We start from the raw sequence: 15,973 nt of genomic DNA, 5'->3' as shown, positions 1-15,973 counted from the left end.
CAACACAACTTGTAGTAGGTAAATACTTATTGGACGAGCCCGGTCGTGGATGCGATGCGAAACAGCTTCGCGATCGCGATGGCCGTGCTGGTGACGACCGCCCTGATCGGCGGCGTCGCCGGGACTGCCGCGGGCGCACAGCCGACGATATCGATCGACGGACCGACCGCGGGCGCGCAGCCGGCGGTCGGAGCCGCGGGCGCGACGGGGGGCGGCCCCGCGCAGACTGACGGCGCCTGCGGCTTCCCGGTCAGCGCGACCGACGCCACCGGGACCACGGTGACGCTGGAGGAGCGCCCCGAGCGGATCACGACGATCAACCCCTCGGCCGCGCAGACGCTGTGGGAGCTGGGCGCACAGGACCGGGTCGTCGGCGTGAGCCGGTTCGCCACCTACCTCGACGGCGCCGAGGAGCGCGCGAACGTCTCCGCCTCGTTCGGCGCGAGCGTCGAGCGCGTCGTCGCCACCGAGCCCGACCTCGTGCTGGCGCCGAACTCCTCGGCGGCCGACGTCGAGCCGCTCCGCGAGCAGGGGCTGACGGTGTACCACTTCCCCGCGGCCACCTCGATCGACGACATCGCCGAGAAGACGGAGACGATCGGTCGGCTCGTGGGGGCGTGCGACGCCGCCGCGGAGACCAACGAGGAGATGTACGACGCGGTCGAGGCCGCGGAGGAGCGGACGAGCGGCGTCGACCGCCCAGCTGCGCTGTACCCGCTCGGCGGCGGCTACGTCGCGGCGAACAACACCTTCATCGACGCGATCATGACCGTCGGCGGGACCGAGAACGTCGCCGCCGACGTCGGATCGGGGTACCCGCAGCTCTCCGACGAGGTCATCCTCGAAGCGAACCCGGAACTGATCCTCGTCACCGACCCCGAAGCGGCGATCCTCGACACCGAACCGTACGCCAGCACGACCGCGGGCACCGAGGACAGCTACGTGGTCATGAACGTGAACTACCTCAACCAGCCGGCGCCGCGCAGCGTGATCGAGTCGACGACGACGCTGTCGAACGCGGTGGTCGAACTCCGGAGCGAGGGCGGCGAGTCGACGGACGGCGCGGACGACGGCGATTCGTCGGGCAACGGTACCGCGACCGACGGCGCGGACGACGGCTCGTCGACCGACGGCGCGGACGGGAACGAAACGGATCTGACCGCCGCGGACGGGAACGAGAGCGACGGAAGCGCCGGAGAGACGGGCGCGGAGTCGCCCGGCTTCGGCGTCGTCGCGGCCGCCCTCGCGCTGCTCGCGACCGGGCTGCTCGCGCGGCGCGAGTGACCGGCGAGGAGCGCGCGAGTCGCACCGACCGCTGACCGACGTTCCGGCTCAGATTCCCTGACCCATCAGGTGGCTGCGCAGGACGTCCGGCGTCTTCAGTCCGGCGTCGCTGTTGAGCAGCACGACGGTCTCGTCGCCGTCGAAGAAGCCGTCCTCCGCGAGCGCCCACGCCCCGGCGGGGGCCGCGCCGCCGGTGGCGCCCATCTCGACGACCTCGTTCTGCGCCACGGCGGTCGCGCTCGCGAGGATGTCCTCGTCGTCGACGCCGACCGCGGTCCCGCCGCTCTCCGTGACCGCCTCAACGGCCGCGGCGCCGCCAGCCGGGTCGGGGATCTCCAGTTCGCCGCAGATCGTGTCCGGCGTCTCCCACGGCTCGGGCTCGTCGAGGCCGCGCTCGACCGCGGCCGCGATCGGGGCGCAGCCGGACGCCTGCGCCGCGACGACCTTCGGAGTCCCGTCGATCGCACCGACCCGGTCGAGCTCGACGAACCCCTTGCGGACGCCGGCGACGACCTCGCCGGACCCGGTCGGGACGACGACGACGTCGGGGGCGTCACCGAGGTCCGCGACGAGCTCGAACGCGACGGTCTTGGCGCCCTCGTGGCGGTACGGGGTGACGAACTCCCCGAGGTCGGTGTAGTCGGTCTCCAACTGCTCGTCGACCGCTTCGGCCGCGTCCGGGAAGCGCCCGCCGACCACGCGCATCTCGCCGCCGTGGACGTTCGTCATCGCCTTGTTCGAGAAGGCGCACCGCGAGGGGACGAACGCGTACGAGCGCAGGTCCGCTCGGCCCGCGTACGCCGCCATCGACTGGCCGGCGTTTCCGGGGCTCGCGCAGACGAGCGGCTCGACGTCGGCGCCGTCCGCGACCCGTCCCGCCACCGCGGTCATCGCGAGCGAGAGACCGCGGTCGAGGACGGTCCCGGTGGGGTTCCGGCCCTCGTCTTTGACGTACACCGATGCCACGTCGAGCTCGTCGGCGAGGCGGTCGGTGGCCACGAGCGGCGTCCCGCCCTCGCCGGCGGTGAGCGCGTCCGCGGCCGGGAACGGGAGCAGCGCGTCGAAGCGCCAGTGGCCGCGGGCGGTCGCGGGCGCCGCGCGAGCGTCCCCGCTCCCGCCACGAGCCGCCGGGTCGAACAGGTCGTCCGGGTCGACCGCGTCGTAGTCGTAGGTCGGGTCGAGCCCCCGCGCCCGCTCGTCGTCGTCGATCGCCGCCGCGTCGGCGGTCTCGTGAACGCGTCCCGACGCCCGACTCTTCAGCCCGCGAAACGCCGGCGTGGTCTCGGTCGTCTCCATACCGAACCGTGTGGCGGCGGCGACTAATCGCTTCGCACTCGGACGCGAGTCGCGGGAGGATGGACCGCCGGCGGTGCGGCGGCGCGCGCCTTCGAGCGGCCGCCCTCGGCGGCCGCGAGACAGCGCGTGCGAGGGAGTCGGTGGTTCGGAGCAACGCGGAGGACCACCGACGAGGCTGGGGAGGCGTGAGGCTGCGGTGCCGTGCGGGGCGGGACTCGAAGGGGCAGCCGGGAGGCGGGCGCAGGCGTTCACGAGAGCGAAAGCGACTCGTATCGACTCGCCGCCGCTTATAATCCCGCGACCCGAAACCGCACCTATGAACGGAGACGCCACGGTCGTCGGCGGCGGGCTGGCGGGGCTCGTCGCGGCGACGCGGCTCGCCGAGTCGGGCGCGGACGTGACGCTGTACGAGCGACGGCCCGAGGTCGGCGGCCGGGTACGCACGGAGACGGTCGACGGGTTCACCCTCGACCGCGGCTTCCAGGTCCTCTTCTCGGGCTACCCCGCCGTCGAGCGCGAACTGGGCGCCGACGGGCTCGACGACCTCGACCTGCGGACGTTCGCGCCCGGCGCGACGATCTGCCGACCGGGCTCGCGCTCGACCCTCGGTGACCCGCTCCGGGACCCGCGCGCCGCGCTCCCCTCGCTCCTGAACGACGAGGTCTCCCTCTCTGACAAGCTCCGGACGCTCGCGCTCCGGTACGACCTCGCGAACCGCGACGCGGACGAGTTCTTCGCCGGCCCGGACGCGTCGATCCGCGAGTACCTTCGCGACTGGGGATTCGCCGAGGACTACGTCGAGAACTTCGTGGAGCCCTTTTACGGCGGGATCACCCTCGACCGCACCCTCTCGACCTCGAAGCACGTCTTCGAGTACACGTTCCGCGCGATGGGGCGCGGCTCCATCGGCGTCCCCGCCGCGGGGATGGCCGCGCTCCCCGCCGCGCTCGCCGACCGCGCCCGCGAGGCGGGCGTGACGATCGAGACCGGCGAGGACGTCGAATCGGTCCGGATCGCGGGCGGCGGGCGGATCCCCTTCCGGTCCGGCTCCGCCGACGGCGCGACCGTCGAACTCGCGGACGGCGCGACCCGCGAGACGGACGCCGTCGTCGTCGCGGCCTCGCCGCCCGAGGCCCGGCGGCTCACCGGCGTCGAGTCGGTTCCCACGGAGGGCGTCCCGAACGTCACCGGCTGGTACGCGCTCCCCGCGGGGGAGTCGTTCGAGACCGGCGATCGCATCCTGCTCAACGCCGCGAGCGAGTCCCCGAACGCCGTCGTGCCGATGTCCGAGGTCGCGCCCGAGTACGCGCCGGACGGCCGCGCGCTGCTCGCGGCGACGTTCCTCGGCGAGGACGCGCTGGACCGGCCCGACGAAGACCTCCGCGACGACGTCCGCGACGCCCTCGACGCGTGGTTCCCCGAACGCGACTTCTCCGGGCTGGAGACGCTCGACATCCACCGGATCCGGTTCGCGCAGTTCGCACAGCCGCCGGGCGTCCACGCCGACCTCCCGGATCCCGACGACCCGGAGGGACCAGTGGCGCTCGCCGGCGACTACACGGAGTGGTCGTCGATCCAGGGCGCGTTAGAGAGCGGGCGGAAGGCGGCGGACGCGGCGGCGGAGTATTTATAACCGATCGTCGTCGCGCCCGGACTCCCAGTCCGACTTCGACTCGCGTCGCATGCGATCGAGGTCGACGTCTCGGTCGCGAAGAACTCGCTTGATCGCACGGAGGCGGTCCATCGGATCCATCGTCTAAGTACGTCTACTCGTTTCCAGTTAGTTATTCTTCCCGCAGAAACGCGTCCTCGCCGTGCTCCTCGACGGCCGCGAGCAGTTCGTCGCGCTGGCGGCGGACCTCGGGCGGGAGCTCGGCGTACGCGTGCTCGAACATGTCGGCGGGGTCGGGCTCGACCGACTCCGCGAAATCGATCGCGTCGGCGACGACGTCGTCGGCCTCGTCGTGAACCGCCGCGACGCCCTCGTCGTCGATCCGGCCCGTCTCCCGGAGGAACGCCTCCATCCGGTCGAGGGGATCGAGCGCGCGCCACGGCTCCACGTCGTCGGGATCGCGGTAGGCGCTCGGGTCGTCCGCGGTCGTGTGCGCGCCGAACCGGTACTCGACGAACTCGACGAGGCTCGGACGGGGGGCGTCGTCGGTCTCGGACGGGTCGGGGACGGCGTCCGACTCGGCGCCGCCTCGCGCCCGCTCCGCAGCCTCTCGGGTGACCGCGTAGCTCGCGAGGGGGTCCATCCCGTCGACGCGGACGCCGTCGAAGCCGTAGGCGGTCGCCTTCCGCGCGAACGTGTCGCTCGCGGTCTGGCGGGATTCGGGGATCGAGATGGCCCAGCCGTTGTTGTGACAGCAGAACAACGTCGGCGTGTCGAACACGCCCGCGAAGTTCATCGCCTCGTGGAAGTCGCCCTCGCTGGTCGCGCCGTCGCCGAAGTGCGCGGCGACGACGCGGTCCTCGTCGCGGTAGTCGAACGCCCACGCGGCGCCGACCGCGTGCGGGAGGTGCGCCGCGATCCCGATGTTGAGCGGGAAGACATTGCCGTCGGCGATCGCCTCCGTCCCGGACTCGTGACCCATCCAGTACGGGAGGTACTCCGAGAGGAGGTCGCGGACGACGACCGCGCCGTGTTCGCGGTACTGGTAGCTGATCAGGTCCCGGTCCGCGAGCGCGTGCGTCGAGCCGACCGCGGACCCCTCCTGGCCCGCGCAGGGCGCGTACGTCCCGATCCGTCCCTGCCGCTGGAGGCTCACCGCGCGTTCGTCGAACCGGCGCGTGACGACGAGGTCCCGGTAGATCGCGCGGAACTCCTCGTCGGAGAGGTCCGGGACCGTCGCGTCCGGCAGGGGGCTGCCGTCCGGCCCGAGCACGCGGTAGAGGTCCTCGCCGGCGAGGGGGTCGGTCGCGTCGTCGCGGCCGGACGCGCCCGCGTCGCCGCCGTTCTCGTTCATGGGCGATCGGTGTGGGCCGCGGTCACAAGGAGTTAGCGGTCGCGCCGGCGTCCGAGCCCGCTCGGCTCCGGCGGCGGAGGAAGGTTATCGGGGGGCCGATCAGCGCGCCGGCGGCCGTCGTCAGTCCGATCACGAGGCCGACGAGGATCGGGGTGGGCCCCGCGACGAGCAGGTCGACGCTCCAGACGACGAGGAACCACGCGATCCAGCAGAGGCCGGTGCCGAGCGCCGTGAGCGCTCCGAACGCGACGCCGGCCGGGTACGTGTACGTCGCGCGGCGCTCGACGAGCAGCCACCAGACCGCGGTGCCGACGAGGAGCGCCGGCGCCGCGAGGAGCGGGACCGGGAACGACGGCGAGAGGCCGACAACCTCGGCGAAGAGGCCGAGGACGGTCGAGAGCAGGCCGGCGGTGACCGCGCCGCAGGCGAACGCGTAGCCGCCGGCGAACAGCGCCCACCTCTCCGGGGACGAGAGCCCCAACTCGGGCGGGAGGTATCGATCCATACCCGGAAGTCACGAACGCGGGATAAAGGCTTTACCGTGAATGAAACGCCGGTTTGCGTCTCCGATCACTCACCGACCACCCGGAACGCGCGACGGCGGATCCGCCGGTGACGGACCCTCGGATCGTTGTGAAGCGGGCTCTGCGGTCCGCGGTCCGCTGATTCGGGACGAACACCGAAACCCTCCCGTGAGCCGGGCCACGGTTCGTCGGTCGGAGGCCCGTCAGGGGGGTGGAGACCCGTCAGGGCGTGATGACGGCGCGCCCGTCGATCTCGCGGTGTTCGAGCTTCTCGGCGACCGTGTTGATCTCGCCGAGGTCGTAGCGGCTGGTGTGGAGGTCGACGTCGCCCTGCTCGACGAGCGCGACGAGCTCCTGGAGCTCGGCGTACCGGCCGACGATGTTGCCGACGAAGGAGAACTCGCCGTTCACCAGCGCCTGCGACGGCTCGTGGACGTGGCCGCCGTAGCCGATGATGTGGTGGTCGCCGCCGGCGGCGGTGATCTCGGGGGCGTACGAGGTCGTCACGTCCTCGCCGACGAAGTCGAGCACCTGCGCCGCGCCGGTGCCGTCCGTTATCCCCTCGATCTCGGCCGCGACGTCCTCCTCGCCCGGATTTATCAGGTGGTCGGCGCCGTACCCCTCCGCCAGGTTGAGCGCCGAGTCCTTCAGATCGACCGCGGTGATCCGGGCCGCGCTCATCGCGTCGAGGCACTGGAGGCCGATGTGGCCGAGGCCGCCGACGCCGATGACGACGGCGTGGTCGCCCGGGTTCAGGTCGGCGACCGCCTTCTTCGCGGCGTGGTACGCGGTGATCCCGGCGTCGGCGTGAGGCGCGATGTCGATCGGCTCGACGCCCGACGGGAGCGGGATCACCGAGCGCTCGCTGGTGTGGAGGTACTCGGCGAAGCCGCCGTCGGTGGTGAGCCCGTTGAACGCGTCGTTCTCGCAGTACATCGTCTCGCCGAGCCGGCACGGGCGACACGTCCCGCAGGTCTGGACCGGGTGGCAGATCACCGGGTCGCCCGGCGAGACCAGGTCGACGTTATCCCCCGTCTCGACGACGGTACCGGCGTTCTCGTGGCCCAAGGTCAAGGGGAGCTCCTGCGGGACGTACTCGGTCCACATCCCCTCGATGATGTGGTTGTCCGTCTGGCACCACCCCGCGCCCTCGACCTCGACGATCACGTCGTCCGGCCCCGTCGCCGCCGGTCGGTCGACCTCGTCGATGCTGAGCCCCTCGCTCATGTCGTCGGTGTACTCGTGGAGTCTGGCAGCTCGCATGTGACGTACTCTCTCGCAGCCTATGTCATAAACGTTCGTTCTGGTGTCAGTAGCGAGGTAAACGGGAAACGAACAGGTAATTTACCTGAACGATCCTTATAGTTATATGTAAACACGTCACAGAGTAACTCGTATGTACGAGATGGACGGCGAGGAGATCTTCGTCATCGACGGCCACGTTCACCTGTGGGACGCGCGGGAGGAGAACATCATCCACGAGGGGGGCGAACAGTTCCTCCAGTGCTTCTACGACTACCACACCGGGTTCACCCCGGAGGAGGAGCAGTGGGACATCGACACCTATCGGCACTACGGCGCCGACAAGATGACCGAGGACCTGTTCGGCAACGCGGCCGCCGACATGGCGATCTTCCAGCCCACGTACCTCGACGACTTCTACGACGAGGGGTTCAACACGACAGAGCAGAACGCCGAGCTCGCCGAGGAGTATCCGGAGCGGTTCGTCTTGAACGGGAGCTTCGACCCGCGCGACGGGGAGGAGGGTCTGCGCTACCTCGAACACCTCAAAGCGGAGTACGACATCCCCGGCGTGAAGCTGTACACCGCCGAGTGGCGCGGCGAGTCGAAGGGGTGGCGCCTCGACAGCGACGAGGCCTTCGAGTTCCTCGAGAAGTGCGCCGACCTCGGCATCGAGAACATCAACGCCCACAAGGGGCCGACGATCCGCCCGCTTAACCGCGACGCGTTCGACGTGAAGGACATCGACGACGCCGCCTCGTCGTTCCCGGAGCTCAACTTCATCGTCAACCACGTCGGGCTCCCGCGGCTCGACGACTTCTGCTGGATCGCCGCCCAGGAGCCGAACGTGTACGGCGGGCTCGCGGTCGCCTCCGCGATGTCGACGAACCGCCCGCGGAAGTTCGGCGAGATCATGGGCGAACTGCTCTACTGGCTCGGCGAGGACCGCGTCCTGTTCGGCTCCGACTACGCGCTGTGGAACCCCGACTGGCTCGTCGAGCAGGTGCTGAACGCGGAGCTCACGGACGAGCAGCGAGACGAGTACGGGGTCGAACTCGACGTCGACACCATGAAGAAGGTCATGGGCGAGAACGCCGCGGAGCTGTACGACATCGACATCGAGGAGAAGAAGCGCCAGTTCCGCGACGACGAGGTCACCGAGCGGTTCGATCTCGAGTCCCACTACGGCGGCGACGCGGGGGCCGCGGCGGACTGATGTCGGGGAGCAGCGCAGGCCCGACGAGCGGTCCCGGCGGCGACGCCGCGAGCGACATGACCGGCGACGCCGGCGACTCGACGGACGACCCGAGCGGAGATCCGGACGGAACGTCGACGGTCAGGGACCGACTGGACCGCGTCGAGGACCCGGAGCTCGCCCGCTCGATCGTCGAACTCGACTACGTCGACGCGATCGAGGTCGACGGCGACCGCGTCGAGGTCCGATTCACGCTTCCGACCGCGTGGTGTTCGCCCGCGTTCGCGTGGATGATGGCCACCGACGCCCGCGACGAGGTCGAGGCGCTCGACTGGGTGCGGGAGGCCCGGATCGAGCTGTGCGACCACATGCACGGCGAGGAGATCACGACCGGCGTGAACGCGCGCGACACCTTCGGGGAGACGTTCCCGGACGCGGACGGCGGCGTGGCGGCGGTGCGTGCGGCCATCGCCGACAAGGCTCGGGTCTCGACGCAGCGCGAGGCGGTCAGCGAGCTGCTCGACGCCGGCGTCGACCCCGAACAGGTCGTCGCCCTCGAACGCTCGGAGGTCGAGGTCGCCGGCGACGAGGCGCACGTCTCGCTCGACGGCCTCGCGGTCGTCGTCGACGCCGAACCGGTCGCCGACTACCTCGACCGCGTCGAGACGAGCGGCCACGTGACGGAGCCCGACGACACGCTGTTCCTGACGCCGGAGGGCGACCCGATCCCGGCCGAGCGACTCGACGTGGTCCAGAAGCGCTCCCGGCTGGCGAGCGTGAACATGGGCGGACAGGGCGCCGTCTGCGACGCGCTTCACCGGGCGCGCCACGGGCCCGACGGCCCGGACGGGTCCGGCGCGTCGTACGTCGACCAGTCGGGCGACGGTCCCTCGGCGTACGACGGCGACGTCGACGAGTTCACCTCGACGTGGACGCTCGGCAGCAACGACTGACTCGCGGTCGGCCCCCGCCTCGTCCGCTGTCGCGTTCCGCGCCCTCGGTCTCGTTCCTCTCCCTCCGTCGCGGTTTCCCGCCTCAGCGGATCGGTCCGAGTCCGCCGAGCCCCCCGCCGCCTTCCGACCGGCCGTCCGTCTCTGGCTCGCCGTGCCCCTCCCTCTCCAGTCCGTGTCGACCGCTCGCGGCCCACTCGTCGCGGTCCCAGCCGCACGCCGGACACTCGCTTTCCCCCCAGTCGAACGGCTCGCCGCAGCCGAGACAGGCGTTTTCCGTGTTCATGGGTCACAGTACTCACGAGAGGGCAAAAGCGTTCACAACAGCTCGCGAAACCGTCCGAGCGGCGGGAACCGTAGCGACTCCTCGCGGTCGGGATCGTACACCACCGGGGCGAGGGCGGCGGCGTCGGAGAGGAGCGGGGAGTCGAGCCCCGCCGTCGTCGCGTCGTTGACGGTCACGCCCGGGGCGAGTCGGGTGAACGCGGGGAGCACGAGGAGGTCGGCGTCGCGGTACGTCCCGTCGCCGCGGAGGAAACAGGGGCGCCTGTCGCCCTCGATCTCGATCGTCGGGTGGACGTGACCGATCACGTATCGGTCCGCCGCCGTCGCGGGCGCCTCGTGACCGTGACAGACGACGGTGCGGTGCGCGCCCGGGTCGCCGTCGGTCGCGTCGTCACCCACCCGCGTCCCCTCGGTGTCCCGATCGCGTTCCGCGCCGAGGACCAATTCGTCGCGGATCGGCCCGTCCCACGCGTTCGCGAGCGCGGCGTCGTGGTTCCCGGCGACGAGTTCGAGGGCGGCGCCGTTCGCCTCGCAGACGTCGCGGAGCGCGTTCAGGGTCTCGCGGCTCCGGCCGGTGACTCGGTCGAAGGTGTGTATCGCGTCGCCGGCGACGACGACCGTCGCCGGGTCGAACCGATCGAGGAGCGCGCCGAGGCGGTCGCGGAGGTCCGCACGCTCGCCGAGCGGGAGGGAGACGGCGGAGGCCTCGTCGCGGCCGACGTGGAGGTCGGCGACGACGAGCGCGTCGGGTCCGCCGAGGTGTATCGCGCGCTCCGCGAACGCGACGCCGCCGTCGGGGGCGGGGTCGACGTCGGGATCGGTCACCGTCCGAACCCGGGCGACCGCTCCCCGCGTCGGCCCGCGTCGGGGTCGCCGGGCCCCTCGGTGCGGTCCGCGTCCCGGCCGCCGGAACGGCCCCGCCCCCCGGCGTTTGCTCCGCCGTCGGCGTGGTTGCGGGCGGTCGCGTACGCCTCTCGGACGCGTCGGAACGACTCCTCGTCGCCGCCTTGGTCCGGGTGGGTCTCCTTGGCGCGCTCGCGGTAGGCGCCCTTCACGGCGTCGAGGTCGGCGTCGCGGTCGAGGCCGAGTTCGTCGAAGGCGACGCCCACGGGGTCGGCCCCGCCGCCGGGACCGCGGGGCGTCGACCGCCCGACGGATCGGTCACCGCCGAACCGGTCGCTCCCGAATCGACCGCCGTTGAACGGGCCGGAATCGGAGCGATCGGCGCCCGAGTCGTTCGGGCTCGCCCAGTCGGGTTCGTCGACGTCGAAGGGGAGGCGACGACCGAGTCCGCGCCCCGGCATCTCGTGTTCACAGAGGACGGTGTAGACGCCCTCGCCCTCCAGCCGGAAGTAGTCGTGCGCGTCGAAGGTGATCGCGACGCCGCGGTCGGGGAGGTAGAACGGGACGGCGACGTCGTCGAACGCGTGGCCCTCGTCGAAGCGCTCGCCCGCGGCGTTCAGGTACGACCGGATCTCGCGACGGCGACGCTCGTCGCCGGCGGCGCCGCGGCGGCCGGTCTCCGCGGCGCGGGGCGGCGCGAACCGGTCCCCGAGGTAAAAGGCGAGCGCGACCACCCCGGTGGCGGCGGTCCCGAGGGCGATCCCCCAAAGGACCCACGGCGGCAACAGTCCGATCAGGTCGGCGGGCACACCCGCGGTAACGGCTCCGCGGTAATCAACCTCCCGCCGGCGTGTGGGCTACGGGGCACCGGGCGCTGCGGATCGTCGGCGGGACAGTCCCGCTCGTCCCGAGCGACTCAGATCATCTCCTTCGCCTCGAGCCCGTCGAGGATGTCGTCGACGAGGGCCTCGGCGGAGTCGTAGGGGAACTCCTGTTCGCTGCCGAGCTTCGCCGCCAGCTCCATGGCGGTGAGGCTCACGTCGCCGGCCTCGAACTTCGTCGCCGGACCGTCGGGCAGCGCCGGAACGAGGTCCATCTGGTTCTCGACGGGGAAATCTGCGCCGCCGAACGCGTCCAAGAACTGTTCGCGGAGTTCCGCTCTCACGTCGCTCATACACGTTTCATCCCGAGAGCGACCGCAAAAGGGTTCCGGAACAACGCTGAACTTGTTTAGCGTTGAACGGAGCCGCGGGACCACCGATCTCGATGACACGAATACGGCGTTCGGAGACCGGTTCGGTGGAACCCGCCGACGCGTCGCCGCTCACCGGTTCAGTGGAACCCGCCGACGCGTCGACGCTCCGACGACGCGTCTTCGGCTATGACGCTACTTATTTTACGGGGGTGCGTGTACCGATCGATAATGGTCGAGACCGTTCTCGTAGTCGGCGTTATCGCGGCTATCTTCGTCGGATTCAATATCGGCGGCTCGTCGACGGGAATCGCGTGGGGGCCGCCCGTGGGGGCCGACATCATCAGGAAGACGACCGCCGCGGGGCTCATGACGTTCTTCGTGTTCCTCGGCGGGTGGACGGTGGGACGGAACGTCATGGACACGCTGAGCGAGGGCATCATCACCACGGAACTCGGGCTCTCGGCGGGCGTCGCCATCCTCTTTTTCATCGGACTGGGTATCCTCGTCGCCAACATCTTCGGCGTCCCCGTGCCGACCTCGATGACGACCGTCGGCGCGATAGCCGGGCTCGGACTGGCGACTGAGACGCTCAACTACGAGACCATGTCCGGCATCATTTCGTGGTGGATCGTGACGCCGATCATCGGATTCTGGGTCGGCGGCGTCGTCGGACGCTACCTGTACCCCGAGGTGAACCGACGGGTGGAGATCGACAAGTCGGACGGTCCGCTACTGGTCTTCGACCGGAGCGGAGGAGTTCCGAAACCGGAGTTCGGTCCGAACACGACGTGGTCGGAGCTCCTCAGCACGGTGGTCGTGATCCTTATCGGCTGTTACATGTCGTTCAGCGCCGGGGCGAGCAACGTCCCGAACGCCGCCGCACCGCTGGTCAGCGGCGTCGGCGGACTCCCCGACGACACCGCGATTATCATCGCCACGCTCGCTATCGGCGTCGGCGGCTTCACGATCGCTCGCCGGACGATGGAATCGGTCGGCGGGGAACTGAGCGACATTCCGCTGCTTGCGGCCCTGTTCGTTATGCTCACCGCGTCGACGATCACGACGGCGCTTTCCGCGATCGGCATCCCGATCAGCCTCGTGATGGCGACGGTCATGACGATCGTCGGGATCGGCTGGGGCCGCGCGACCCGTCCCGTCACCGTCCGCGAGGCCGTCACTCGGGACACGGGGGAATCCGAGATCGTTCCCGGCGCGATCACCGCCGAAGAGATGGCGGGGAAACCCGCCGCACCGATCGGGGAAAATGAGCCCGACGAGGTGCTCGAAGCGGGAGACCTGTTCAACCCCCGGGCGATAATGAAGTACGTCTCGATGTGGATCATCGGCCCGTCCGTCTCGACGATTCTGGCCTACGGGTTCTTCCGCCTCGTCCCCGGGATCGCCTGACGACGGAACGTCCGTAGCCGGACGGCGTCCTCGAAAGTCGTCCCGCGAACTCCCGATCCGAGCGGCGTGCCGGATCCTGCGGAATTTAGTCGGTGGCGCGGTCACCACGTGGTATGCCACGCGAGTTCGACTTCGAGTTCGACCTGCTCCGAGAGCTGACCGAGGCCCGCGGTGTCCCCGGCTACGAGGACGACGTCCGCGAGATCGTCCGCCGCGAGTTCGCAGACCGCGTCGACCGCGTCCGGAGCGACGCGATGGGCAACGTCGTCGGGACGATCGAGGGCGACTCCGACTACTCCGTCGCCGTCGCGGCCCACATGGACGAGATCGGCTTCATGGTCCGCCACGTCACCGACGAGGGGTTCGTTCAGGTCGACCCCCTCGGCGGCTTCGACGCCCGGGTGCTTCGCGCGCAGCGCGTCACCGTCCACGGCGACGAGGACCTGACCGGGGTCATCGGTTCGGTCCCGCCGCACACGCTCACGGAGGAACAGCAGGAGAAAGCCGACGAGGTGAAAGACGTCTTCATCGACCTCGGGCGCGACGCGGAGGCGGTCGCGGACCTGGTGAGCGTCGGCGACCTCGTCACCCTCGACCAGACCACGACGCGCATGGGCGACCGCGTCACGGGGAAGGCGCTCGACGACCGGATCTGCCTGTTCGCGATGCTGGAGGCCGCCCGCCGGATCGAGGATCCGGACGTGACGGTCCACTTCGCGGCGACGGTCCAGGAGGAAGTCGGCCTGCGGGGGGCACGGGCGCTCGGCGTCGACGTCGACCCCGACCTGGCCGTCGCCTTGGACGTGACCGTCGCCAACGACGTGCCGCAGATCGGCAGCCCGGCCGACGCCGTCACCGAACTGGGCGAGGGGACCGCGGTGAAGCTGAAGGACTCCTCGGTGATCACCAGCCCGAAGGTCCACGGTCGGCTCACCGAGGTGGCCGAGGAGGAGGGGATCGACCACCAACACGAGGTGTTGCCGGCGGGCGGCACCGACACCGCGGGGTTCCAGACCGGCGCGGGCGCCAAGCCCGTCGGGGCCATCTCGATCCCGACGCGATACCTCCACACCGTCACCGAGACCGCCGACGGCGGCGACGTCGAAGCGACGATCGACCTGCTGACGGCCTTCTTGGAGTCCGAAACGGGCGAACACGACTACACGCTCTGAACGGGATTTCCCGCTGATCGGTGTCAGTCGTCGCCGGGGACGGTCGGTCCCGGATCCCGGCCGGCGCGGTGGGCCCGCCGCGCCTGCCACGCGAAGCCGGTGGTCGCGAACGCGATGAACCCGGCCGCCAGCAGGAACCCCGTCTCGGTGGTCGTCACGTCCATCGTGGTCCCGACCAGCACGGGACCGACGACCTGGCCGACCTTCCACGAGACGGAGCGCAGGCTCATCGCGCTGGCGACGGAGTCGTACGCCTCGCCCTCGCTGACGAACAGCGACATGCTCGCCGGCAGCCGGATCGAGTCGGCGATCCCGAGCAGCGAGTAGGCGGCGAACAGCGCGAAGAAGGCCCCGCCGAGCGTCTGGGAGCCCCCGAGGTACGAGACGGTGACCGGCGAGAGCGTGCCCTCGAAGTACGCCGCGAGGGGGATGATCGCGGTCCCGACGCCGTAGAGGAGCGCACCGACCGCGACGAACAGGTACGTGCGCTCGTAGCGGTCGGTGAGGTCGCCGACGAACCCCTGCGTGAGCGCCTTCGTCGCCTTCCCGCCGGCCATGATCCAGCCGATGGCGAACGCGGAGATGTCGAACGACGTCCGCGCGTAGATGGGGAGGAAGATGATCACCGCCATTTTCCCGACGCTGAACGTGAACCGGAAGAAGACCAGCGCGCGCAGCATCGGGAGCCCGAGCAGCGACCGGAACGTCTCCAGGCCGCCCGCGTCATCGGGGTCCTTCCGGCCGCCGGGGTTGTCGCGGAGGAACGCGAACACCAAGACGAACGCGGCGAGCGTGACGAGCGTCAAGACGAGGTACGTCTCCGCGAACCCGTAGGCGTACAGGAGGTAGCCGCCGACGAGGTCGCCCGCGAGCGACGAGAAGGAGGCGAACTGGTTGTACGAGCCCAGCCACCGCCCCTGTTCGTCGTCCGGGCTGATCTCGCCGATCACGGTCGCGCCCGTGATCCAGAGGACGCTCGCGCCGAGCCCCTGAACCATCCGCACGAGGATGACGTGGACCGAGCTGTCGACCAAGGCGAAGCCGACGAAGACGGCGACGTTGATCAGGAAGCCGCCGAGCAGCCACCGCTTCGCGTTGCCGGTGTCGACCTTCCGCCCCAGCGGGAGGACGATGACCAGTTGAACGACCGCGAACGCGGTGCCGAACAGCCCCTCGATGAACCCCGTGGTGCCGAAGAGGTCCGCGTACAGCGCGAGGGCGATGAGGATCGTCGAGTACGCCTGACTGCGCGCGAACGCGGTCCCGGCGAGCGCCGCGAACTCCCGGTCCCCGAGCAGCCGTACCGAGTTGCCGAACTGGGCCACGGTCGTCTCCGATCGGGGCAACGACGGCCCGAGAAAAAAGCGCCGTCGATCCGGCGGTCCGCGTGGGGTTATCGTTTCAGGCGGTCGATATTCGGGTCGGACTGTCCGCGTGAGCCACCGACGGCGGAGACGCCGCTGCTGACTCCGGTCGGCGGCGAGAACTCGCGGGGAAGACTCGCGTCGCGGTCGAAGAGACGATCCGCCGCGCGGATCCGACGCGTATCGCGCGAACCCCGGCTGGGATAACGAAAAATGCGTACTTTTTTCACGAGATGTAACTATATTCGGC

15 protein-coding genes are annotated in these 15,973 nt (G+C 70.4%); 6 read left to right on the top strand and 9 right to left on the bottom strand.

The window, feature by feature from the left end; genetic code table 11:
* Positions 1–54: 54 nt before the first annotated feature.
* Positions 55–1,284, top strand: coding sequence for a PGF-CTERM-anchored ABC transporter substrate-binding protein (locus BM286_RS09200; RefSeq protein WP_092921248.1), 1,230 nt, complete (start codon positions 55–57; stop codon positions 1,282–1,284).
* Between the two features lie 48 nt (positions 1,285–1,332).
* On the opposite strand, the gene BM286_RS09195 is transcribed toward BM286_RS09200, so the two are convergent.
* Complete coding sequence (locus tag BM286_RS09195; protein WP_092921247.1) at positions 1,333–2,580, bottom strand: pyridoxal-phosphate dependent enzyme; 1,248 nt, start codon at positions 2,578–2,580, stop codon at positions 1,333–1,335.
* Positions 2,581–2,896: 316 nt separating this feature from the next.
* On the opposite strand from BM286_RS09195, the gene BM286_RS09190 reads away from it, so the two are divergent.
* On the top strand, positions 2,897–4,213 hold the full coding sequence (locus tag BM286_RS09190) for an NAD(P)/FAD-dependent oxidoreductase (protein ID WP_092921246.1): 1,317 nt from the start codon (positions 2,897–2,899) through the stop codon (positions 4,211–4,213).
* Positions 4,214–4,364: 151 nt separating this feature from the next.
* Here the strand turns inward: BM286_RS09190 and BM286_RS09185 are convergent, their stop codons facing one another.
* From BM286_RS09185 to BM286_RS09175, 3 genes are all read right to left on the bottom strand, one after another.
* Complete coding sequence (locus BM286_RS09185) at positions 4,365–5,546, bottom strand: thiamine pyrophosphate-dependent dehydrogenase E1 component subunit alpha (RefSeq protein WP_092921245.1); 1,182 nt, start codon at positions 5,544–5,546, stop codon at positions 4,365–4,367.
* Between the two features lie 22 nt (positions 5,547–5,568).
* Entirely contained in the window at positions 5,569–6,051 is a 483-nt protein-coding gene (locus BM286_RS09180) for a hypothetical protein (protein WP_092921244.1), read from the bottom strand.
* Positions 6,052–6,292: 241 nt separating this feature from the next.
* A complete protein-coding gene (locus BM286_RS09175) occupies positions 6,293–7,333 on the bottom strand; it encodes an NAD(P)-dependent alcohol dehydrogenase (protein WP_092921243.1) in 1,041 nt (346 codons plus the stop codon).
* Positions 7,334–7,466: 133 nt separating this feature from the next.
* Between BM286_RS09175 and BM286_RS09170 the strand changes: the two genes are divergently transcribed.
* Positions 7,467–8,528: an amidohydrolase family protein gene (locus tag BM286_RS09170; protein ID WP_092921242.1), complete on the top strand. Its 1,062-nt coding sequence runs from the start codon at positions 7,467–7,469 to the stop codon at positions 8,526–8,528.
* Complete coding sequence (locus tag BM286_RS09165; protein ID WP_092921241.1) at positions 8,528–9,460, top strand: iron-sulfur cluster assembly protein; 933 nt, start codon at positions 8,528–8,530, stop codon at positions 9,458–9,460. The genes BM286_RS09170 and BM286_RS09165 overlap by 1 nt, the downstream gene beginning before the upstream one ends.
* 82 nt (positions 9,461–9,542) lie before the next feature.
* Here the strand turns inward: BM286_RS09165 and BM286_RS09160 are convergent, their stop codons facing one another.
* The 4 genes from BM286_RS09160 to BM286_RS09145 form a co-directional block, all read right to left on the bottom strand.
* A complete protein-coding gene (locus BM286_RS09160; protein WP_092921240.1) occupies positions 9,543–9,743 on the bottom strand; it encodes a hypothetical protein in 201 nt (66 codons plus the stop codon).
* A gap of 32 nt (positions 9,744–9,775) precedes the next feature.
* Positions 9,776–10,567: a metallophosphoesterase gene (locus tag BM286_RS09155; RefSeq protein WP_092921239.1), complete on the bottom strand. Its 792-nt coding sequence runs from the start codon at positions 10,565–10,567 to the stop codon at positions 9,776–9,778.
* Positions 10,564–11,394, bottom strand: a complete 831-nt coding sequence (locus BM286_RS09150; RefSeq protein ID WP_092921238.1) for a J domain-containing protein — start codon at positions 11,392–11,394, stop codon at positions 10,564–10,566. Before BM286_RS09150 ends, BM286_RS09155 begins: the two co-directional genes overlap by 4 nt.
* Positions 11,395–11,501: 107 nt before the next feature.
* A complete protein-coding gene (locus BM286_RS09145) occupies positions 11,502–11,759 on the bottom strand; it encodes an MTH865 family protein (protein WP_092921237.1) in 258 nt (85 codons plus the stop codon).
* A gap of 249 nt (positions 11,760–12,008) precedes the next feature.
* Between BM286_RS09145 and BM286_RS09140 the strand changes: the two genes are divergently transcribed.
* Together BM286_RS09140 and BM286_RS09135 are read left to right on the top strand one after the other, a co-directional pair.
* Complete coding sequence (locus tag BM286_RS09140; RefSeq protein WP_092921236.1) at positions 12,009–13,187, top strand: inorganic phosphate transporter; 1,179 nt, start codon at positions 12,009–12,011, stop codon at positions 13,185–13,187.
* A gap of 113 nt (positions 13,188–13,300) precedes the next feature.
* Positions 13,301–14,359 (top strand): M42 family metallopeptidase, encoded by a 1,059-nt coding sequence (locus tag BM286_RS09135; RefSeq protein ID WP_092921235.1) that lies wholly within the window; start codon positions 13,301–13,303, stop codon positions 14,357–14,359.
* A 23-nt stretch (positions 14,360–14,382) separates the two neighbouring features.
* On the opposite strand, the gene BM286_RS09130 is transcribed toward BM286_RS09135, so the two are convergent.
* The gene (locus BM286_RS09130; RefSeq protein WP_092921234.1) at positions 14,383–15,684 is read right to left on the bottom strand and encodes an MFS transporter; all 1,302 of its coding nucleotides are present in this window, start codon (positions 15,682–15,684) and stop codon (positions 14,383–14,385) included.
* Positions 15,685–15,973 lie beyond the last annotated feature (289 nt).

This window comes from Halorubrum sodomense (genome assembly GCF_900111935.1).
Lineage (GTDB): Archaea > Halobacteriota > Halobacteria > Halobacteriales > Haloferacaceae > Halorubrum > Halorubrum sodomense.
Note: the sequence above shows the minus strand (reverse complement) of the source record. Positions and strands in the feature narration are given on the sequence as shown.